The 22,594-nt window shown below is 39.8% G+C and carries 8 protein-coding genes and 1 pseudogene; 4 read left to right on the top strand and 5 right to left on the bottom strand.

Annotated features, from left to right (window positions below; translation table 11 throughout):
- Window positions 1-147: pseudogene (locus tag H7U01_RS08620) on the top strand (transposase); the annotation flags it as partial.
- 165 nt (window positions 148-312) lie between these two features.
- On the opposite strand, the gene H7U01_RS08615 reads toward H7U01_RS08620, so the two are convergent.
- Complete coding sequence (locus H7U01_RS08615) at window positions 313-2,271, bottom strand: KxYKxGKxW signal peptide domain-containing protein (RefSeq protein WP_073951049.1); 1,959 nt, start codon at window positions 2,269-2,271, stop codon at window positions 313-315.
- Window positions 2,272-2,601: 330 nt separating this feature from the next.
- Between H7U01_RS08615 and pdxS the strand changes: the two genes are divergently transcribed.
- Window positions 2,602-3,474, top strand: a complete 873-nt coding sequence (gene pdxS, locus H7U01_RS08610; RefSeq protein ID WP_064525332.1) for a pyridoxal 5'-phosphate synthase lyase subunit PdxS — start codon at window positions 2,602-2,604, stop codon at window positions 3,472-3,474.
- Entirely contained in the window at window positions 3,475-4,068 is a 594-nt protein-coding gene (gene pdxT / locus H7U01_RS08605) for a pyridoxal 5'-phosphate synthase glutaminase subunit PdxT (protein ID WP_064525335.1), read from the top strand.
- A 260-nt stretch (window positions 4,069-4,328) separates the two neighbouring features.
- Here pdxT and H7U01_RS08600 read toward each other — a convergent pair whose 3' ends face one another.
- The 4 genes from H7U01_RS08600 to H7U01_RS08585 form a co-directional block, all read right to left on the bottom strand.
- Window positions 4,329-6,776 carry a glucosyl transferase gene (locus H7U01_RS08600; protein WP_171963588.1) on the bottom strand — a complete coding sequence of 816 codons (2,448 nt, stop codon included), beginning with the start codon at window positions 6,774-6,776 and terminating at the stop codon, window positions 4,329-4,331.
- Between the two features lie 715 nt (window positions 6,777-7,491).
- Window positions 7,492-10,020, bottom strand: coding sequence for a KxYKxGKxW signal peptide domain-containing protein (locus tag H7U01_RS08595; RefSeq protein ID WP_080611908.1), 2,529 nt, complete (start codon window positions 10,018-10,020; stop codon window positions 7,492-7,494).
- 54 nt (window positions 10,021-10,074) lie between these two features.
- Window positions 10,075-13,638 carry a KxYKxGKxW signal peptide domain-containing protein gene (locus H7U01_RS08590; RefSeq protein ID WP_070576986.1) on the bottom strand — a complete coding sequence of 1,188 codons (3,564 nt, stop codon included), beginning with the start codon at window positions 13,636-13,638 and terminating at the stop codon, window positions 10,075-10,077.
- A gap of 57 nt (window positions 13,639-13,695) precedes the next feature.
- Window positions 13,696-16,551 carry a KxYKxGKxW signal peptide domain-containing protein gene (locus tag H7U01_RS08585; RefSeq protein WP_201041452.1) on the bottom strand — a complete coding sequence of 952 codons (2,856 nt, stop codon included), beginning with the start codon at window positions 16,549-16,551 and terminating at the stop codon, window positions 13,696-13,698.
- Between the two features lie 1,015 nt (window positions 16,552-17,566).
- Here H7U01_RS08585 and H7U01_RS08580 point away from each other — a divergent pair.
- Window positions 17,567-22,300, top strand: coding sequence for a glycoside hydrolase family 70 protein (locus H7U01_RS08580; protein WP_201041451.1), 4,734 nt, complete (start codon window positions 17,567-17,569; stop codon window positions 22,298-22,300).
- Window positions 22,301-22,594 lie beyond the last annotated feature (294 nt).

Here is a 22,594-nt window from a genome sequence, read left to right as displayed (position 1 = left end):
CTCAAATGCAAAATTGGAGGGGACCAATAAGCTTATCAAAGATATTAAACGTCTGGGCTTCGGTTTTAAAAATTTTATCAACTTTAGGAAGCGTGTTTTCATCACTCTGAATATACAAAAAGAGAAGACCTATCTGGTCCTCTCTAGATGTTAGCTTTTCGTCACCCACTACAGTTGACAAAGAGCCAAAAATCCAAGGTCTATGCCCTGGATTGAGGAGATTATGAAAAAGAAAAGTTTTAGGATAGTTATAGCATATAAATTAAAACCTAAAGTTTTCTTAAAGTGGTAGAAATATTTTGTCTTTCCTTTTTAATTCACTTTCTCAGTAGCCACACCGTTTTCATCGATGATATAAGTTTTGCCGTCTTTTTCGAGAGTGGTATTCGTCCACATAGCCCCACTGTCTTTGTCAAAGTAGTAAGTTTTACCATCAATGTCTACTAGGCTACCTTTGACTTGCTTACCATTTTTATCAAAGTAGAGTTGAACACCATCAATGGTTTGACGGCCTGTTAGGAGTTTGCCCTCTTTGTCGTAGTAGTACCAGTTCCAGAAATCATCGCGAACAAATTGGTTTTTAGCCGTAAATTCAGTCACTACTCCCTCATTATCAATTGTGTAGGTCTTATCATCGACTTTCAAAGTGTCGTTAGTAAGGATAATAGTGGTGTACATACCAGCATATCTTTCTGTTCGATATGATTTTGTTAGACGATAGCGCTTGCCATCGATTTCTTTCCACGTAGGCTTGTTAATACTTTCCACCTTTGGTTGGAAGTAGTGAAGGTAACCATCGGAGCCTCGTTGGATGCCCTCGAGGAGGACACCGTTTTTATCAGTTCCATAGATTCCAGAGAAACTAGGCCCGCCCCAAAATGTTTTTTTTGAAAAAAGGGCTCCAAAATAGTTTTTTTCTATTTTACTATCTGTGACTAGATAAAGTTTGCTGTCATAACCTATGATACCATCAAGAACTTGACCCTTTAAAGCAAAGATATATTCTTTTCCATCGATAATTTGTTTACCAGTTAAGACTTCGCCGTTAGCATTGGTACGGTAGGTAGAAGTGTTTGCATGGAACATTGAAGGAGTTTCAACAATGCCATATTTGTTCTTGACCAATTGTCCTTGGTAATCAAAAAGATAAATCTTCCCATCAATTGTGACAGTATCATTTTTAGCCATAAGTCCGTCAGGTTTGAAATAATAACGTTTACTGTCAATGGTATGCCATCCAATAAATGCAGCACCATCTTCGCCTAAGTAATTAGTATAAGTTGTATATTGAGGTTCTGTCCTATAGCCATTGAAAATTGAAGTGTGATGCCACTGATTCGTTAATAGAGAACCATCATTCTCATCGAATCGATAGTATTTTCCACCAATCTCTCGTTCTTGTCCTTTGACTTGTTTGCCATCTTTATCAAAGTAAAGGATGACACCATCAACATTTTGCCAACCAGTCAATTTTTCACCGTTGGCAGTGTAGTAATACCAATCTTTTTGGTTGTCAGATTGGAAATGACCACCGGTCACGACCTGAGTAGGTAGTTGTGTTTTTTCGGTTAGGATACCATCAGCATCTGCTAGATAAGTTTTACCATCTACTTCAATACTTGTATCAGTTACCTTACGCCCATTATCTTTATCGTAGTAGTAATCCTTGCCATCAATGGTTACCTTTTCACCTTTTGCCTGGATGCCATTGTCATGGAAGTAGAGGTTGAAGCTGTCGATGGTTTGTGGGCCAGTTAGTTTGTGGCCCTCGCTGTCTAGGTAATACCAGTTACCTTGTTTATCAGAAGTGAATCTGCCACCTTGTGAGGGTGTTTCCTGTGAAGTAGTTACGTTGTCGCTTGTTTCAGATGAGACTTCAGCACCCCTATCAGCAATAGTTGTTTCACTAGATTGAGCGGTTTCAACCTTTTTATCGGCCTCGTTACTAGGCTGTGTAGCAGTTGTTTCTGTTGGCTGAGTAGCGACATTCGTAGGTGTAGTGTCAGTAGATACTGCTGCACTAGAAGTATTCTCAACAGTAGTGCTTGCTGGAGCTACTTCGGTTCTTGTAATAAGGCTAGCACTTGTCTCAAGATTGCTGTCAGAGACGACATTTTCAGGACTGTTAACAGCAGTCGTTTCTGGTTTGACTTCATCAGCTCCGACCTGTCCTAGTCCAATTAGTGAAGCCCCGATAGCCAAACTTGAGGCAGCGATTGTGATCCAATGTTTCTTAACTTTATGAAGTTTGAAACGAACTTTGTTTTCCATAATTTTCCCCCTTATATGGTGACTTGGTAAATTCATGCTGTGACATATAAAACATCATGAACACCAAAAATTAATTTACGATTATATTTTAATCTTATTTTCTAATAACTTCAATAGAAAACGGATACAAAAATGCCATACTCTTATAAAAAGATGCTTATAGTTGTGATAGTTATAGCCTATAAAAGAGTTTTCCTAATTTATTTATTTTTTCGTCTATAGATATGATTGAAAGGGCAATTGTCCCCATACAGTTTGGGAAATAGAGTCTTTTTTTCAAAAATCATCCTGTGTAAAATAGAGGGCATAAAAACATGAGAGGTGATTGCAATGACAAATCGTTACGACTTAAATAAAAATTTGGCACAGATGCTTAAGGGGGGCGTCATCATGGACGTTCAAAATCCTGAGCAAGCACGTATCGCTGAGGCGGCAGGAGCCGCTGCGGTTATGGCCTTGGAACGCATTCCGGCCGATATCCGTGCAGTGGGTGGTGTGTCACGTATGAGTGATCCTAAGATGATTAAGGAAATTCAGGACGCTGTTAGTATTCCAGTGATGGCTAAGGTGCGTATTGGTCATTTCGTGGAAGCACAGATTTTGCAGGCAATTGAGATTGATTATATCGACGAGAGCGAGGTATTGACACCAGCCGATGATCTTATTCATGTGGACAAAACCAAATTTGATGTGCCTTTCGTCTGTGGAGCCAAGGACCTCGGTGAGGCTCTTCGCCGTATCTCTGAAGGGGCATCAATGATTCGTACCAAGGGTGAACCTGGGACTGGTGATATTGTTCAGGCTGTTCACCACTTGCGACTCATGAATCAAGAAATTCGCCGTATTCAAAATCTTAGAGAAGATGAACTCTATATTACTGCTAAAGACCTACAGGTGCCAATTGATTTGGTCCGCTATGTCCATGAACATGGCAAGTTGCCGGTTGTCAATTTTGCGGCAGGTGGTGTAGCGACGCCAGCAGATGCTGCCCTTATGATGCAGTTGGGTGCTGAAGGTGTCTTTGTTGGTTCAGGGATTTTCAAGTCAGGTGATCCGAAAAAACGTGCGGAAGCTATCGTCAAAGCAGTGACTAACTATAATCGTCCAGATATTTTGGCGCAAGTGTCAGAAGATTTAGGGGAAGCCATGGTTGGTATTAACAAGGATGAAATTGAAATCTTAATGGCAGAGCGAGGAAAATAGATGACAAAAATCGGAATACTGGCTTTGCAAGGTGCTTTTGCAGAACATGAGCAGGTCTTGAAAGTACTTGGGGTTGAAACGGTTCAAATCAGAAATCGACAGGATTGGGAAGCTCACGCTGATTTAGACGGGCTCATTCTACCAGGGGGAGAGTCGACAGTCATGGGGAAACTCTTGCATGATTTAGACTTGTTTGACTTGATAAAGGCGAAAATTGATGCAGGACTACCTGTATTTGGGACTTGTGCAGGTCTGATTTTGTTGGCCAAAACTATAGTAGGGGACCAAACAAAACATTTGGCAAGTATGGACATCAATGTAGCCAGAAATGCCTATGGTCGCCAATTGGGCAGTTTTGTCACAGATGCTGAATTTAAAGGAATAGGGGAAATCCCAATGGTCTTTATTCGTGGGCCGATTATTGAAGCTGTTGGACCAGAAGTGGAGATTCTAGCACAAGTCAATGGGGCTATCGTGGCAGCTAGAGAGAAGCAGATGTTGGTGACCTCTTTTCATCCAGAATTAACGGGTGACGAAAGGGTTCATGCTTATTTCCTAGATATGATTAATCAGGCAAAAGAAGAAAAGAAATAGCTCAAAACCTGTGACATCGTTTATTTCTTGACCGCACAAAAAAAATCCAGGACCTAGACCCTGGATTTAGGAGATTATGAAAAAGAAAAGTTTTAGGATGGTTATAGTATATAAAGCAAAGCCTAAAGTTTTCTTAAAGTGGAAGAAAAAGTTTATTTGTGAGATAAAAAAGGAAGTTGACAGTTGGTCGACTTCCTTTTTAACGATTACTAAATCAAAGTAATTATGCGATATCAATAGTTGTTATTTGAATTATATACTTATACTTCACCAGGGCCCATCAAATGTCCATTACCGTCAGCATCGAATTTGAAGGCACCAGTGTTTGTTCTAACAATGGTATTTTCAGCGCGTGCTCCATTCTTAGCATCGTAATAGTGGACAGTTCCGTCATCGTCAAATTTGAATTCACCTCTAAGTTGTCTACCGTTTTGGTCGAAGTAAACATGGATGCCGTTTAAGGTTTGAGGTCCTGTCAGTTTATCCCCTTTAGCATCAACATAGTAGTAGAAATCTTCACGATCTAAATCTTTACTTTCTCTTGGGTACTGTCCATCCTGATCTACGAGATCATTTCCAGGAATGGTAATAGTGAAGTGGAAGATGCGATCACCATCGAGATTTCGGTAATTCCAGTTGTAGACATGAACAAAGCTATCAGTGACGAGAGCACCAGAGTCTTTATCATAATAGTGTCCATCAGGGGCGAAGCGTCCCTTGACTTGTGCCCCATTAGGAAGGAAGTACAAGTGACTATTTCCAAAGGTTTGAGGTCCTGTTAATGGCTTACCATCAGCATCGAGATAATACCAGGCAGTAGTATAGACATTTTGATTGTTGATGTCATCACGACCAATATAAGTCAAGATTTCTTTAAAAGCATTGGTTACGAGAGCCCCAGAATCTTTGTCATAGTATTTACCATTTGGTGCAAAATGTCCCTTGACTTGTGTACCAGTGAAATCATCAAAGTAGACTTTAACACCATCGATAGTTTGTTCTCCCTTGAGTTTATCGCCTTTATCATTGACGTAAACCCAGTTGCCATCTTCAGTTTCAAGATAGCGTTTTGTTGCAAGTGCACCAGAGTTTTTATCGTAATAGCGACCATCCTCTGCAAAACGTCCTTTGACTTGTTTGCCATCCTTGTCAAAGTAGACTGGAATGTTGTCAACGAAGTTGAGACCGATGAGGTTTTTACCGTTTGCATCCTTGTAGTACCAGTTGCCTTCGTTATCACTATAATAGTGACCACCAAAAACTCGTGGTGCATTGTCTAGGGAGACAGTAGGTGTAGGAGTGACGGGGGTATCTATTTCTTCGCCAGGTTTCATCAAATGTCCATTACCATTTGCATCGAATTTGAAGGCACCAGTATTTGTTCTAACAATGGTATTTTCAGCACGTGCACCGTTTTTCGCATCGTAATAATGAACAGTACCATCTTCGTCAAATGCAAACTCACCTCTAAGTTGTCTACCATTTTGGTCGAAATAGACATGGATGCCGTTTAGGGTTTGAGGTCCTGTCAGTTTATCCCCCTTATCATCTACGTAATAGTAGAAATCTTCGCGATTCAAATCATTGCTAGAAAGTGGGTAATGACTCATATCCAAAAATTGGTTTTCACCGTTAGGTCCAACGACTGAATTATTAGGAATGGTGATGACAAAGTGATTCACATGATTTCCGTCTTGATTTTGATAATTCCAGTTGTAGACATGGACAAAGCTGTTAGTTACAAGCGCACCAGAGTCCTTATCATAGTAGTGTCCGTCAGGTGCAAAACGTCCTTTAACTTGTGCCCCATTAGGGAAGAAGTACATGTTTGTACCACCAAGATTTTGAGGACCTTTAAGTGGCCGTCCGTCGGCATCAAGGTAGTACCAATCAGTAGTATAAATGTTTTGACCGTTGATATCATCACGACCAATATAAGTTAAGAGTTCTTTAAAGGCCTTGGTTACAAGAGCACCAGAATCTTTGTCATAGTATCGGCCATCCTCTGCAAAACCACCTTTGATTTGAATACCGTCTTGGCTAAAGTAAACAGGAACATTATCCACATAGTTCAGCCCGACAAGATTTTTGCCATTTGCATCCTTGTAATACCAGTTACCATTATCATCACTATAATAATGTCCACCAGAAATATGAGGTGCATTTTCAAGTGTTACAGAAGGTGTGACTGGCTTTTCATTTTCATCGATTGGGGCAGGTTGTTCACTGTTTTTTGTAGGTGTTTTTGTTTCTTCGACAGGAATAGGTTCATTGACTTTTTCTACCGAAGTTTTTGTAGTAGAGGCTTCTGAAGTTGCCGTTTTAATAGATATAGCTTTATTGGCCTCATTATCTTGATTGCTAATTTCTTGTTCAGAAGTGATTTCTACTGGTGATTCGCTTGCCAATTCAGATGATGCGACTTCACTGCTAGGAGCTTCACTAAGAACCGTACTTGTACTAGTAGGTAGCTCAGTATTAGTTGAGATAGGATTTGTAGTAGGTGCTTTGATCTCAACATTAGTTACTACAGTTTCTTGTTCGGGTGCAATAATTTCAGTTGATTGACCTGTAGCTTCGGGTATTTTTACTTCATCCGCAAATGTAGGGCGTGCGACTAAAGTAAAAGTAGCTAGAGCAGTTGCACAGGAAAGTGCTACGACATGTTTCTTTGACATTTGCCAATGATAATTCATTTCAGTATTCATAATAGACTCCCTTCAAAAATGAACACCGATGTTTAGGTGTGTAACATAAAGGAGCTAGGCCGTCAGAAAAATGTTAAAAGTGAGAAGATCTGTTAAAACGACTGAGCCCCATATCTAAATCTCTCAGGGTATGGCCATAAGACGATTTTATAGGCGAGCACGTCAAATGTGTGCAAGGAGAATATGCTTATGCTGTGTAATTTATATCTAGAAACAAGTGATTTTACTTATTTATCCTAATACTTTTATTTCTCTCTTTTCGTTTAATTATTGAATCCAACCTATGGCATGTGTCTTCAAATACAAAAAACTAGAGCTCTTAGTTTGAAGCATTCTCTCTAAAGCTCTAGTTTTATATTATAGACTGATGTGTGTATGAAAAGAGCCTTAGATTATCATGCCAAAGTGCCTAAGGACCAGTTTTCATGCATAAAAAATTATTTTGACGTTAGAAGTCTAAAGCCAAGTTCCTAATCCTAATCCCCTGTAGTACACTTTCAACGTTTTTAGTAAAACGCTTACATGTTCACCTATCTTTATTATAATACTTTTTTTATGACAAACAAGTTTTTTTACAAGATAATCGTAATTGTTTTAGAATTGTTCATAATTGGGTTCTATTTGTATGACATTTATTGATGATATGAAAAAGGAAGTTGACAGTTGGTCGACTTCCTTTTGTGTTGGGTAATTGTTCATAGTCACTTGTAAATGACTATCGAAGGATATGGCCAACCCCGTCATTATCGAAGTAATAAGTAACGTGATTGATTGTCAAGGTTACATTATCAGCACGATTACCAGAGCCAGGAAGATAATAGTAAGTCTTACCACCTAAAATGATGAGTTTATCTTTAGCTTGTATACCCTTATATTGTCCGTAATCATCATCGTAGAAGTAGACATGCTTTCCATCGATGACTCTTCTACCAGTCAGAATATTTCCCTTACTATTTGCATAATACCAGTTATTCTTATGTTCGAAGTATTTTCCGGTTACAAGGGCACCAGTCTCTTTGTCATAATAATGATCACCACGGTATGGATAATTAAACTCACCTTTCACTTTTTCGCCGTATCTAAAGTAGTACTGAATTCCGTCCAAATATTTAGTACCGTGAAACTTCTTTCCTTTTTCATCAACATAAAACTCTTTGCCGCCATCCTCAACCAATCTATCTGTTACTAAAGCACCGTTATCTTTATCGTAATAGTGATTATCAGGAGCAAAATGGCCTTTGTATTGGACACCATTGGTGCCGAAATAAACGTTGACGTTATCAATGGTGTGGGCACCAAGGAGGAGGTAACCCTTGTCATTGACATAGTACCAGTTACCTTCGGAATCACTGATATAGCGGTTTCGTTCAGTTGATTGACTTTTAATGCTGAGGACACCAGATTGGTCTGCCACATAGGTCTTACCATCGAAATCAAAAGTTGTATCTTTGACTTTTCGACCGTTATCTTTATCAAAATAGTAAACCCTTCCATCGATATCAACGAGCTCTCCCTTAGCTTGTCTATGAGTTCCTAAATGGAAATACATGTCGTAGCCATCAATAGTTGCAGGGCCAACGACAGGAAATCCATATTCATTATAGTAACGCCAGTATCCATCTTTATCTTGGACAAAATAAGCAGTCTTTTGTCGAAGGTCCTTAAAATCACTAGAAATGAATTTACCAACCCCATCATTATCAAATTCATAGATATTTGGAAATTCTCTCGTAATATAGTGTGTAGGAATATTCAATCGTTTATTTCTAGCAATAGTTCCATCATTGTAGAAGTAATAGTTATTGAAAAATCTGTGCACGACCATATTTCCATCATCTTGGAAAAAGTACTTATTACCATTGATGGTTTGCCATCCTGTGACTGGTAGGCCATCGGCACCAAGATAATACCGTTCGAGTTCAGGATGTTCATTGTTATCATAATTTGCATAAGGAGCAAAGTCAAATCTTACTTCTTTAGCATAGTTTTCTTCAGGAATGAATCGTCCAGCTTTGAAGGTGACGAGGCGGTTCGCCACAAGGGCGCCGTTATCTGGGTCGTAAAAATAGGATTTACCATTGACCTTACGGCGTTCCCCCTTGACCTGTCTACCATTTGAATCAAAGTAATAGGTCAAACCATCAATAGTTTGTGGTCCAGTCATAAGTTTTCCATCTTTATCCATATAGTACCAGTGACCACCATTATCTTGTAGAAAAGCGGGATGGTTATTTGCCACTGTAACGATACCATTAGGATCAATATTGAGTTTGAAATCACCGTTGTTGAGATGTGTGTCTTTAACTAATTGTCCTGCATTTTCTTTGCCAGCATCTCCAAACAGATAGAGCTTGTCACCAACCACGTTCAAGCCGTAGCTAAGTTGGCCGTTTCTATCAGGATTAAAGTAATAGGTTTGTCCTTTGATATCTTGTAAGCCAGAAACTCGCACGCCATCGCTACCTAGATAGTAAGTTTGACCATTTTCTTCAACAAATTCATCATGGAGCATACGTGCACTATCTGTAAAGTAATAGAGTTTTCCATCAATGGTTTCGAAACCAGGATGTTCTCGCTCTTTTTTGAAATAATAGCGTTCTCCATTAATATCTTGCCATCCCATAAGCTTATTACCGTTGTTATCGTAGTAATAAGTTACGTAATAAGGATGTCTTGTGGTAATAAGACTACCTAAATAGTTTTCTGTTTCAATGCGTTCTTCTTTTTCGGTAACAAATCCATTCCTTTTTTCAGTAAAGGCAGAACGGTCAGTTCCTCTTGTGGTATTTTCGATTGGGATATCACCGACAGGTGACGCATTCTCAGCTGTAACACTCTCACTAGTCGTTGCAATTACCTCAGAATGTGCAGTTTCAGAATGCGCTACTTCCGAACTAGCTGTACTTGTCACTTCAGAGCTTGGTTTTTCAGAGACTGTTTCTGTTGAAGGAACTTCTAAGGTAGCTACTGGTGCTTCTGATACTGTAGCAGTCTCGCTAGAAGGGGTAGCAGGTGTATTTTCTGTAGGTTTAGCTGTGGCTTCACTAGTCGCTGGAGCCTCAACGTCAATAGCGCCTTCTTTGATGATGGTTTCAACAGTCGCTTCATTAACAGGGGTAGACTGTTCTTCAGCTGAAGCATAGTTAAGGCCAGCAAAACTCAATCCCAAAGCCAGTCCTGTCACTGCAATAGTTACCCAATGTTTTTTAACTTTGTGAAGTTTAAAATGTACTTTCTTTTCCATGATAATTCTCCTTTCATTGAAAGACAAATTGGAATTATATGTGTGAAATAAATATTATTCGTAAATATATTTAATAACCCTTCCATCACCGTTTTCATCGAAATGAACAAGCTCAGCTTTCACCTTGTAACGAATTGAGTGGTTAAAAGTAATGTCAACATTTTTAGCACGTTTTCCAGTTTTTGGGTAATAATAATGGTAGTAGTAGTCATTTCCCGCCCAAATTGTTCGCAATTCGTCGTAGCCTAGTCTACCATCATCGTGGAAATAGTAGTAATCATCTCCAATCTTTTGTTCTCCCTTGTAACATTTACCATCACTACCAACATAGTAACGATTACCGTCAACGTCAACGAATTTGTCACGTCCTAAGTCAACAAGTTCACCAGTATTCTTGTCATAGTAATAACCATCATCAGCAACAATACCTTTAGCTTGTTTACCATCTTTATCAAAGTAACCCTTCACATTATCGATAGTTTTGTGTCCAGTTACCTTTTGACTATTTTCATCGACGTAGTACCAACTATTAGAATATTTTTTACCAAAATATCTAGTAATTGCACCAGTTGAGGTGTCTGCTAGACTAGGGTATCTATCGAATTGAAATACTTGAACATAATTATGGTCGATAGGCTCATTACCTAGGTCGGTGATAAAATGCCAAGGTTTTATTTGAACATAACGTTTTGTGACTAAAGCTCCGGTGTCCTTATCGTGATATCTACCATCTGGTGCGAAATCCCCTTTTAACTGTGGTCCATCAGGGTAGAAGTAGTAGTCCTCACCGTTAATAGTCTGATAACCTGACACCTTGTAGCCACTATTATCTAGGTAGTAGCGGAATGTAGTTGAGATACCATTAGCACGCCATTCACGAGCGATTCTTACAGTACGTTCTCTGAAAGTATTTCTTGCTAAGTTACCTGTATGTTTATCGTAATATTTACCGTTTTTTGCGAAACCTCCTTTTACTTGCTCTCCATTTTCATCGAAGAATACTGTTTCACCATTAATAGTATGCTCCCCTTTTAAAGCGATTCCTTCGGAACCAAAATAGTAAAATGGTTTTGTATCATCGCTAAATCCATTGTGGTTAGAAGGAACGTATAAGTTCCTAGCTAGATGACCATTATCATTCATATAATGGATATTGTGGTAGTCATCATAGAACAGTCCATTTTTTTTGATATCATCTTTCTTTTCAGTAATGACACCTTCTTGATCTGAAATATAAAGTTTATCGTTCACTTCAAAAAGTGTTCCAATGACACGCTCACCATTATTTTTATCGTAGTAGTATTTGTTTCCTCCTTGTTTAATAAACTCTCCTTTAGATTGCTTTCCGTTTTGGTCAACATAATACCATTTACCATTTATCATAACTGATCGGTTGACACCTAAATTAACACGAGCACCGGTATCTTTATCATAATAGTAACCATCGTCTGCGAACTGGTCTTTGATTTGTTCACCATAGGCATTGAAATAAGTAGCAACACCATTTATTGTTTGGGGACCGTGAAGGAATTTTCCGTCATATCCTGCATAATAGGTGACTTTTCTAATTTTAGGGTTAAGATAGTCATTCTCTAGGTGATAGATAGTAACGTATTGATTTTTAACCATCATTCCTTGGTAGTCATAATAATAGCTGTTTTCAAAGTCATCGGTAACAATTTGGTTGCGATAGTTTAAAGCATATGGTACTTCAGAGAGTTTACCTTCATTATCAGATTTATAGGTCTTACCATCGATTTGAATAAGTGAGTTGATAACCATTTGTCCATTATGCAAATCATAGTAATGTTTTGGTAGACCTGAATTTGAGTAGCTAGCTTCACCTTTTAGTTGTCGACCATTACCGTCAAAACAAACATGATAACTATCAACAATTTGGTTTCCAATGAGTTTTTGACCATTTTCGTCGACATAATACCAGTTTCCATTGTCTTCTACATAAGCATTGGTAACAAGTTCACCACTATCCTTGTCATAGAAGTGTCCATTCGGAGCGAAGTGTCCTTTAACTTGGACTCCACTATCCTTAAAGTAAACTTTGACGTTATCAATGGTTTGTTCGCCAATGAGTTTATTGCCATCGGCGTTGTAGTAGTACCAGTTTCCTTTATCATCGCTGACATATTGGTTATGGAATTTAGAGTCACCTTGAATAGTGATATTTCCCTCTTTATCTGCGATATAATATATACCGTTTAACTCAAAGGAAGTGTCCTTGACTTTACGACCATTATCTTTGTCGAAGTAGTAGATTTTATTATCAATATTAATGAATTCGCCTTTAGCTTGATGTCCCTCTGGACGAGATGATTCATGGAAGTAGAGTTCAAAGCCATCAATAGTTTTAGGTCCAGTGATAGGAAATCCGTCTTTGTTGAAGTAATACCAACGACCTTCGTAGTCCATCATAAATTGATTTTTTGGATATTCTCTATTATTTTCTGAAGGAAGAGTATAGTAAATTGGGAACGGATAAGTTACAATGTTTAGTTTTTTATTGAGATAATCTGCCACCCCATCGTGGTCTGAATAAAATACATATGGCATAGACTTCCATAGACCCTTTTCGATGATAGGAAATTGTTTGTTTTTGGCTAAGGTCCCTTTGTCGTCAAAGTAGTAGCGTTTGTGGTCTAATTCCATTAGTCTATGAACAGCAACTTGGCCATTGTCATAGATGTAATAGTCATCACCTAAAATCGTCTGACGACCTTTCTTAAGTGTATTACCATTTTTATCGAAATAGTAACGTTCTAGTCCAGGCATTACATAATAGTTTGGTTCGATATAAGCAGGTTCATTGAAGTAAACAACTTTACTATAGTTTTCTTCTGGAATATAGTGGTTGTCTTTGAATGTAATAAAACAATCTGTTACTAGCTTGCCATCGTTTCCATCGTAAAAGTGTAGTTTGTCGTCAACTTTTCTAAGCTGCCCTTTTACCATAGTGCCATCATCGTTAAAGTAATATTGGAAACCGTTGATGTCTTTTGGTCCGGTAACCAGCCGCCCTTTTGCATCTACATAATAGGTAACACCATTTGCATCTGAAACGAAACTCTCTCTTTTATCTGTCTTTTTTGTGATACCTTCCGCTTCAACAGTGATGGTGAAATCGCCATCTTTTTGTGAGGTATCTAAAGTTGTTTTATCAGGAGTAGTACTTATGATGAGGTTTTCGTTGTTTGTAGGTGTATTTGTTGTACTTACCTCAGAATGTGCAGTTTCCGGACTAGCTACTTCCGAACTAGCTGTGCTTGTAACTTCAGAGCTTAGTTTTTCAGAGACTGTTTCTGTTGAAGCCAATTCAGAGTTAGCTGCTAGTGCTTCTGACACTGTGGCAGCTTCACTTGAAGCACTAGCAAGTGTGTTTTCTGCAGGTTTAGCTGTGGTTTCACTAGTTGCTGGAGTCTCGACGTCAATGGCGCCTTCTTTGATGATGGCTTCAACAGTCGCTTCATTAACAGGGGTAGGCTGTTCTTCAGCTGAAGCGTAGTTAAGGCCTGCAAAACTCAATCCTAAAGTGAGTCCTGTCACTGCAATAGTTACCCAATGTTTTTTAACTTTGTGAAGTTTAAAATGTACTTTCTTTTCCATGATAATTCTCCTTTCATTTTAAACTGTCGTTATTGAGAAGGAGTCTCTATAACTTCATTAACTAATGAGTGTTCCGTTTCCATCCGCATCAAAGTGATAGGTTTGCCCTTTAATAGTAATGTCAATATTTGACAAACGGGCACCTGAGTTGGCATCGTAGTAGTGGATTTTACCATCGACAGTGATTAGTTCCCCTTTAGCTTGTTTACCATCACTGTGGAAGTAGACAGGAACATTGTCAATGGTTTGCTCACCGGTAACTTTATCACCATTGACATCAACGTAGTAGAAATAGTCCTCACAATCGAAGTCTTTGCTTGAAAGTGGGTAGTGACTAATGTCTACTGGTATTGTGTTATCATTGGGATCAAGAATAAAATTATGTGGGTACTGGATAAAAAAGTTATCGACAGGATTACCGTATTTATCTTGAAATTTCCAGTTATAGATATGGACGTAACGGTTTGTTACAAGTGCACCAGTATCCTTATCATAGTAGTGTCCATCAGGAGCAAAACGTCCCTTAACCTGTGCTCCATTAGGGAAGAAGTACATTTTGACATAATCAAGTGTTTGAGGTCCTTTTAGTGGTCGGCCTTCCCTATCAAGGTAATACCAGTCCTTTGCATATAAAATTTCGCCATTTATGGTACTACCAACGGAAGTCAATACTTCTTTAAAAGTATTGGTCACTAGTTCACCAGAATCTTTGTCATAGAATTTACCGTTTTGAGCAACCCTTCCTTTGGTCTGAAAACCCCAAGGATTATCAAAGTATAGTTTTTGACCATTAATTTCAACTTCTCCTGTTGCAGCTGTACCATCTTTTGTAAAATAATACCAAGTTCCAGTTCCATTACGTTCGAAAAAGCGATTTTTCAAGATTTTACCACTATGATCAACATAATAGACCTTATTATTTTCATAGATAAAACGATCTCGTAACATTTCTCCAATGTCATAGTGTTTATACGTATTTTCTGGACGGAAGTAATAGAAATCGCCATTAATTTCCTGAAGCCCAAGAACTATTTGTCCTTTATCATCAAGGTAGTAGGTTGAATCATTTTCATTAACAAAGCCTGCATGGGTTACTTTGCAACCATTGTCTTTATCATAGTAGTACTTAGGCATGTAATAATATTTGGAGATAAACTTCGGATCTCTTACAAATCCTCCTTTAATCTGTTTACCATCATGGGGATCGAACATAACATCTTGTCCATCAATAATGTAGGCCCCTTTTAGTGGGCTACCGTATTTATTAACATAGTACCAATTACCATTAACTTCAACGTAACGATTGGTTACGAGATTTCCTGTATTGATATCGTAGTAACCTTTAAGGTCATTATATATATCTAAATAGGCCCCTTTGACTTGTTGTCCATTATCCCGGAAGAATACTCTTTGTCCCTTAATGATTTGGAAACCGATAAGGTTTTCTCCGCTTGCATTCTTATAATACCAGTTACCCTGTTCATCGCTATAGTAGCCGTTAGGGTTTGGAGCATCTTTACCAATTCCATTTTCATCAAAGTTATAAGTCATCCCATTGATCGTTAGGCTTGTATTTACAACACGAGCTCCAGAATCAGGATCATAGTAACGGAGGACCCCATTATCAAGAACAAGTTCTCCTTTAGCTTGACGGCCGTTTGAGTAGAGATAGACGATTTGTCCATTAATAAGGGTTTCCCCATCTTTAGGACGAATAGCATTTCCATCATCACCGTAGTAGTACCATTTATCATGTTCTTTAATTGTTTGTTTTTTGACTAACTGACCGGTTTCTGAGTCAAAATAGTAACGACGGGTAATGTTTGTGGGCGTTCCATATTTATTAGAAGTTGGAAGAGTCTTTCCATCTTCTAGCTCTATGCTGATTCCTTTTTGCATGACACCAGAGTTGATTTCGAAATAATAAAGATTACCATCAATCATACGAGTTCCTGTATATTTAGAACCGTCATTATTGATAAAAAAGGTTCTTCCTTCTTTATCTTGAACGAGACCTTCTTTTCTAACTCTAGCTCCGGTGTTAGGGTCATAATAGTGCATCTTATCAAGATTACCAGAATACTTTTCACTAAAGTCTCCTTTGACTTGAGTTCCGTCATAATCAAAATAAACTTCTTGCCTATCAATGGTTTGTTCCCCCTTGAGAGGAATACCATCCTTGTCAACATAGTACCAGTTTCCCTTATATTCTAGATAACGTTTGGTTTGTAGTTGACCAGTATTATCATCAAAATAACGGTATAGTTTGTAATTTACGATTTGTGGTCCTTTAATTTGTTTTCCGTCCTCCCAGAAGGAGACTCTTACGTTATCAATCGTTTGGTCTCCAGTAAGTTTTTTCCCATTAGCATCTTCATAGTACCAATTCCCCTGTTTATCACTGTAGTAGTGACCGCCAGTGATATTATTTTCAGCAAAGGGAACTTGAGAATTAGGGGTATCAGTATCACTAGTTGTTGGTGACGAATTCTCAGTTGTAACACTCTCACTAGTCGTTGCACTTACCTCAGAATGTGTAGTTTCAGAATTAGCTGCTTCCGAACTAGCTGTGCTTGTGACTTCAGAGCTTGGTTTTTCAGAGACTGTTTCTGTTGAAGCCCCTTCAGAGGTGACCACTGGTGTTTCTGACACAGTGGCAACCTCGCTCGAAGCGGTAGCAGCTGTGTTTTCTACAGGTTTAGTTGTGGCTTCATTACTTGCTGGAGCCTCAACGTCAATAGCGCCTTCTTTGATGATGGCTTCAACAGTTGCTTCATTAACAGGTGTAGGTTGTTCTTCAGCTGAAGCGTAGCTGAGTCCTGCAAAACTCAATCCCAAAGCAAGTCCTGTCACTGCAATAGTTACCCAATGTTTTTTAACTTTGTGAAGTTTAAAATGTACTTTCTTTTCCATGGTAATTCTCCTTTCATTTTAAACTTTTTACATACTGCAAAATAAGGGCTGTCATGAGAGTTTATGAAAAGTGAGCATTGGGGAGGAGTCCCTAACGATGTAAGTTAATCTTTTTGTGACAATCCTTATTTCTCCAAGCCTCCTCAATTTCTATATTACGAGACTGTTCGAGGCAAACATGAGTCCTGACGAAATGATTCTAGAAAAACGAGAGCCGTTCGGAATTTTCCTCCTTTCTAAGCATGGAAGATCTCGTTTATTTTGGGCTTCTAAGACACAAAAAACTAGAGCTTACTAGTATGAGGCGTCCCCTCTAGAGCTCTAGTTTGAAATGATGCTGTATTCTTTTTATGAGCCCTAGTTTGATGGTTCAAAGTGACTCAGGAATGGTTATCCTACTATAATCCTTATTTAGGCATTAGGTAACTAATGTCAATCTTTTAGATAATCCCCCAAGTGTCCTTTAAAGCAAAATTAAAACGCTTACATATTCACCTAGCTTCATTATAATCCTTTTTTAAGAATAAATAACAGAAACTAACGGAATTATCAAAAATGTTAAAGAACTGACATAAAAGATTCTATATTTAGTTTCGTTAGTCAAATAAGAATTCACCTGTGTAAATCATTTATATTTTTAATTTTTGTTCCTCATAGACAGACCACGATCTTAGTCAGATGAAAAAATAGAGTCTTTCTATCTAAAATTTTCTTTTCAGAATTGTCTTTTTAGGGGCTACTTCTCTCATAGTTTTGCTATCTCTTAAGGTTAATTGAAGCTTGCTTTAATCTTCAAAAGCCTTTGAAGATAAGCACTTGAAGGAGTTTGAGAAGCAAAAAAACTCTATTTAGGACCTTACATATGGTGTAAGGTCTCATTTTTACAAATCAAAGTTAATAATAGGAAGCGTCCGGCAGAGATTCATGAAAATAAGATGACTTTTTCCTATTTGTAATTTGTCTGAATATATCATAGAGTAGAGAAAACAATAGAAAAAAAGGATGATTGTTATAGATGGAAAATAAGGTACGTTTTAAACTACATAAGGTTAAGAAAAACTGGGTAACTATCGGGGTGACCACCCTCTCAATGGTTGCCTTGGCGGGTGGAAGCCTCCTAGCTCAAGGAAAAGTAGAAGCCGATGAGACGAGCGCACCTAATGGTGACGGCTTGCAGCAACTGAGTGAGGATGGTACTGCCAGTCTAGTGACGACAACAACTGTTACTGAGCAAGCTAGTGCTCAAGCAAGTGTGGCAGCAGTAGCAACAGCCAGCGTAAGTCACGAAACAAGCTCTCAGGCGACGACAAGTGCGGTCGCTCAAGAGGCAACTGCTCAAGCACAAAGCAGTCAAGTTATCGATCAAGAAGTGGCAGTTTCTTCGCAAACTCAAGCTAGTGCCCAAGAGACACTGACTACGGAACAGGCCTCACAAGGTCAGGCTACGACTCAAGTAGCTGGGCAAACAAGTGCTCAGTCTACTCCAAGTGTGACAGAACAAGCAAGACCTAGAGTCTTGACCAATGCTGCACCAGCAATCGCCACACGCGCTGCTGATAGCACTATTTGTATCAATGCCAACCGTAACACCAACATCACGATTACGGCCAGCGGTACGACACCAAATGTCACCATTATCACAGGGCCAAACACTCCTAAGCCAAACGTGACGGTGACAAGTCCAAATGGCACAAGACCAAATGTGACCATTGTAACGCAGCCAAATCAACCCAACAAACCTGTTCAACCAAGTCAACCGTCTCAACCTAACAAGCCAGTCCAACCAAGTCAGTCAAGTCTTGACTATAAACCAGTAGCTTCCAACTTGAAGACGATTGATGGCAAGCAGTATTATGTTGAAAATGGCGTTGTGAAAAAGAACACAGCGATTGAACTTGATGGTCGTCTTTATTATTTCGATGAGACTGGGGCGATGGTAGATCAAAGTAAACCTTTGTATCGTGCCGATGCCATTCCAAATAACTCTATCTATGCGGTTTATAACCAGGCCTATGATACGTCAAGCAAGAGTTTTGAACACTTGGACAATTTTTTGACGGCTGATAGCTGGTACCGTCCAAAACAGATTTTGAAGGATGGGAAAAATTGGACAGCTTCAACTGAGAAAGATTATCGTCCCCTTTTGATGACTTGGTGGCCAGACAAGGTGACACAGGTCAACTACCTCAACTATATGAGCCAACAAGGGTTTGGTAATAAGACCTATACGACAGATATGATGAGCTATGACTTGGCAGCTGCTGCCGAAACGGTTCAACGAGGAATCGAGGAACGTATCGGTCGTGAGGGCAATACCACTTGGCTTCGTCAATTGATGTCAGACTTCATCAAAACACAGCCTGGCTGGAACTCTGAGAGTGAGGACAATCTCTTAGTTGGTAAGGACCACTTGCAAGGAGGCGCTCTGACCTTCTTCAATAATAGTACGACCAGTCATGCCAATTCAGACTTCCGCCTCATGAACCGCACACCGACTAACCAAACGGGGACACGCAAATACCATATTGACCGTTCAAATGGTGGCTACGAGTTGCTCTTGGCTAACGATATCGACAACTCTAACCCAGCTGTTCAGGCCGAGCAACTAAACTGGCTCCACTACATCATGAACATTGGTTCTATCCTTGGCAATGATCCAAGTGCCAACTTTGACGGGGTTCGTATCGACGCAGTGGACAATGTGGATGCGGACCTCTTGCAGATTGCTTCTGACTACTTCAAGGAAAAATACCGTGTCGAAGATAATGAAGCAAATGCCATTGCCCACTTGTCGATTCTTGAAGCTTGGTCTTACAACGACCATCAATACAACAAGGATACCAAGGGGGCTCAGTTATCCATTGACAATCCACTACGTGAAACGCTTTTGACAACTTTCTTACGTAAGAGCAATTACCGTGGTAGCTTGGAGCGAGTGATTACTAACTCTCTTAACAATCGTTCAAGTGAGCAGAAACACACGCCACGTGATGCCAATTATATTTTCGTGCGAGCCCATGATAGTGAAGTGCAAGCTGTTTTGGCCAATATCATCAGTAAGCAGATTAATCCAAAAACAGATGGTTTCACCTTCACTATGGATGAGCTCAAACAGGCCTTCGAAATCTATAATGCGGACATGCGCAAGGCTGATAAAAAGTACACCCAGTACAATATCCCAGCTGCCTATGCCACAATGTTGACCAACAAGGATAGTATCACTCGTGTTTACTACGGGGACCTCTTTACCGACGATGGCCAATATATGGCTCAAAAATCACCGTACTATAATGCCATCGATGCCCTGCTTCGTGCTCGCATTAAATATGTAGCAGGTGGTCAAGACATGAAGGTCACTAAGCTCAATGGCTATGAAATCATGTCATCTGTGCGTTATGGTAAAGGAGCAGAAGAAGCCAACCAGCTTGGTACTGCTGAAACACGCAACCAAGGAATGCTCGTCCTTACAGCTAACCGTCCAGATATGAAGTTGGGAGCAAATGACCGTCTAGTGGTCAATATGGGAGCTGCCCACAAAAATCAGGCCTACCGTCCATTGCTTCTCAGTAAATCGACAGGACTTGCGACCTACCTCAAGGATTCTGATGTGCCAGCAGGATTGGTTCGCTATACGGATAATCAAGGGAACTTGACCTTCACGGCAGACGATATTGCTGGTCATTCAACCGTTGAAGTTTCAGGTTATTTGGCAGTTTGGGTGCCAGTAGGTGCCTCAGAAAACCAAGATGCCCGCACCAAGGCTTCGACAACCAAGAAGGGTGAGCAGGTCTTTGAATCATCAGCAGCTCTTGACTCACAGGTCATTTACGAAGGTTTCTCAAACTTCCAAGATTTCGTTAAGACACCAAGTCAGTACACCAACCGTGTCATTGCTCAAAATGCCAAACGCTTCAAAGGGTGGGGAATCACTTCCTTTGAATTTGCGCCACAGTACGTGTCTAGCCAAGACGGAACTTTCTTGGATTCTATCATTGAAAATGGCTATGCCTTCGAGGATCGTTACGATATTGCCATGAGCAAGAACAACAAATACGGTTCACTCAAAGACCTCATGGATGCCCTTCGTGCCCTTCACGCAGAAGGTATCTCAGCCATTGCTGACTGGGTTCCAGACCAAATTTACAACCTTCCTGGAAAAGAAGTGGTAACAGCTTCACGTACCAACAGCTACGGCACACCACGTCCAAATGCCGAAATCTACAATAGTCTCTATGCAGCTAAAACACGTACCTTTGGAAATGACTTCCAAGGCAAGTACGGTGGTGCCTTCCTCGATGAATTGAAGGCAAAATACCCAGCTATCTTTGAGCGCGTGCAGATTTCAAACGGCCGTAAATTGACAACCAATGAGAAAATCACGCAATGGTCAGCCAAGTATTTCAATGGAAGCAATATCCAAGGTACAGGGGCTCGTTATGTCTTGCAAGATAACGCCACAAACCAATACTTCAACCTGAAAGCAGGTCAAACCTTCCTTCCTAAACAAATGACAGAAATCACAGCAACTGGTTTCCGTAGGGTCGGTGATAAGGTCCAATACCTCTCAACGAGTGGCTACCTTGCCAAGAATACCTTCATTCAAATCGGTGCCAACCAGTGGTATTACTTTGATAAGAATGGCAACATGGTCACAGGTGAACAGGTCATTGATGGTAAGAAATATTTCTTCCTAGACAATGGTCTCCAGCTACGTCATGTCCTTCGCCAAGGCAGTGATGGTCACGTCTATTACTACGATCCTAAAGGGGTTCAGGCCTTTAACGGATTCTACGACTTTGCAGGTCCTCGCCAAGACGTTCGCTATTTTGATGGCAACGGTCAAATGTATCGTGGTCTCCACGACATGTATGGCACAACCTTCTATTTCGATGAAAAGACTGGTATTCAAGCCAAAGACAAGTTCATCCGCTTTGCGGACGGACGCACACGTTACTTCATTCCAGATACAGGAAATCTCGCAGTCAACCGTTTTGCGCAAAATCCTGAGAACAAGGCTTGGTATTACCTCGATAGCAACGGTTATGCCGTGACAGGCCTACAAACTATTAACGGTAAACAGTATTACTTTGACAATGAAGGACGTCAGGTTAAGGGACACTTTGTCACTATCAATAACCAACGTTACTTCCTTGATGGTGATAGTGGTGAAATTGCTCGCTCACGCTTTGTGACGGAAAACAACAAGTGGTACTATGTCGATGGCAATGGTAAACTGGTTAAAGGTGCTCAGGTCATCAATGGTAATCACTACTATTTCAACAATGATTATAGCCAAGTCAAGGGTGCCTGGGCCAACGGCCGTTACTATGATGGTGACTCAGGTCAGGCCGTAAGCAACCGCTTTGTCCAAATCGGTGCCAACAAATGGGCTTATCTCAACCAAAATGGTCAAAAGGTAGTTGGTCTCCAGCATATCAATGGTAAACTTTACTATTTTGAAGGCAACGGTGTCCAAGCTAAAGGGAAACTTCTGACATACAGAGGCAAGAAATACTACTTTGATGCCAATAGTGGTGAAGCCGTAACCAATCGCTTTATCCAAGTTTCTCGCGGTGTTTGGTATTACTTTAACGCCTCAGGACAAGCAGTAACGGGTGAGCAAGTCATCAACGGTCAACACCTCTACTTTGACGCTTCTGGCCGTCAGGTCAAAGGCCGTTACGTCTGGGTTAAAGGCCAACGTCGTTACTATGACGCCAATACTGGAGCTTGGGTCAGAAATCGATAAGGGGCAGAAGAAAATGTGATTTTGGGACTATCCTAGATGCTTTTAGATTAAAATTCAGTAGGTACCTTCCCAGTCTCACCACTTTTAAGCACTTGAAACAAAATGTTTCAAGTGCTTTTCTTTTATTACTATCTCTTGATATGTCAAGCAGATTGTAAGTAAACAATGAATTTGATTAATAGAATCGTCAATAAACTACTTACTTTCGCTTTAAACTATACTCAGTCCTCTAATGAAGGGGGAGCTAAAATGGCTAAACATCGGATTTTCTGTGTGAGTTTAAGAAAATCCGAA

It is taken from the genome of Streptococcus sp. 21.1 (assembly GCF_016648635.1).
Taxonomy (GTDB): Bacteria; Bacillota; Bacilli; order Lactobacillales; family Streptococcaceae; genus Streptococcus.
The sequence above is the reverse complement of the archived record's forward strand: the minus strand, read 5'-3'. Positions and strand labels throughout refer to the sequence as shown.

Excerpts from the sequence above, each read along its gene's own strand:
- H7U01_RS08615 (WP_073951049.1), bottom strand. The coding sequence starts at position 2,271 with ATGGAAAACAAAGTTCGTTTCAAACTTCATAAAGTTAAGAAACATTGG.
- pdxS (WP_064525332.1), top strand. The coding sequence starts at position 2,602 with ATGACAAATCGTTACGACTTAAATAAAAATTTGGCACAGATGCTTAAG.
- pdxT (WP_064525335.1), top strand. The coding sequence starts at position 3,475 with ATGACAAAAATCGGAATACTGGCTTTGCAAGGTGCTTTTGCAGAACAT.
- H7U01_RS08600 (WP_171963588.1), bottom strand. The coding sequence starts at position 6,776 with ATGAATACTGAAATGAATTATCATTGGCAAATGTCAAAGAAACATGTC.
- H7U01_RS08595 (WP_080611908.1), bottom strand. The coding sequence starts at position 10,020 with ATGGAAAAGAAAGTACATTTTAAACTTCACAAAGTTAAAAAACATTGG.
- H7U01_RS08590 (WP_070576986.1), bottom strand. The coding sequence starts at position 13,638 with ATGGAAAAGAAAGTACATTTTAAACTTCACAAAGTTAAAAAACATTGG.
- H7U01_RS08585 (WP_201041452.1), bottom strand. The coding sequence starts at position 16,551 with ATGGAAAAGAAAGTACATTTTAAACTTCACAAAGTTAAAAAACATTGG.
- H7U01_RS08580 (WP_201041451.1), top strand. The coding sequence starts at position 17,567 with ATGGAAAATAAGGTACGTTTTAAACTACATAAGGTTAAGAAAAACTGG.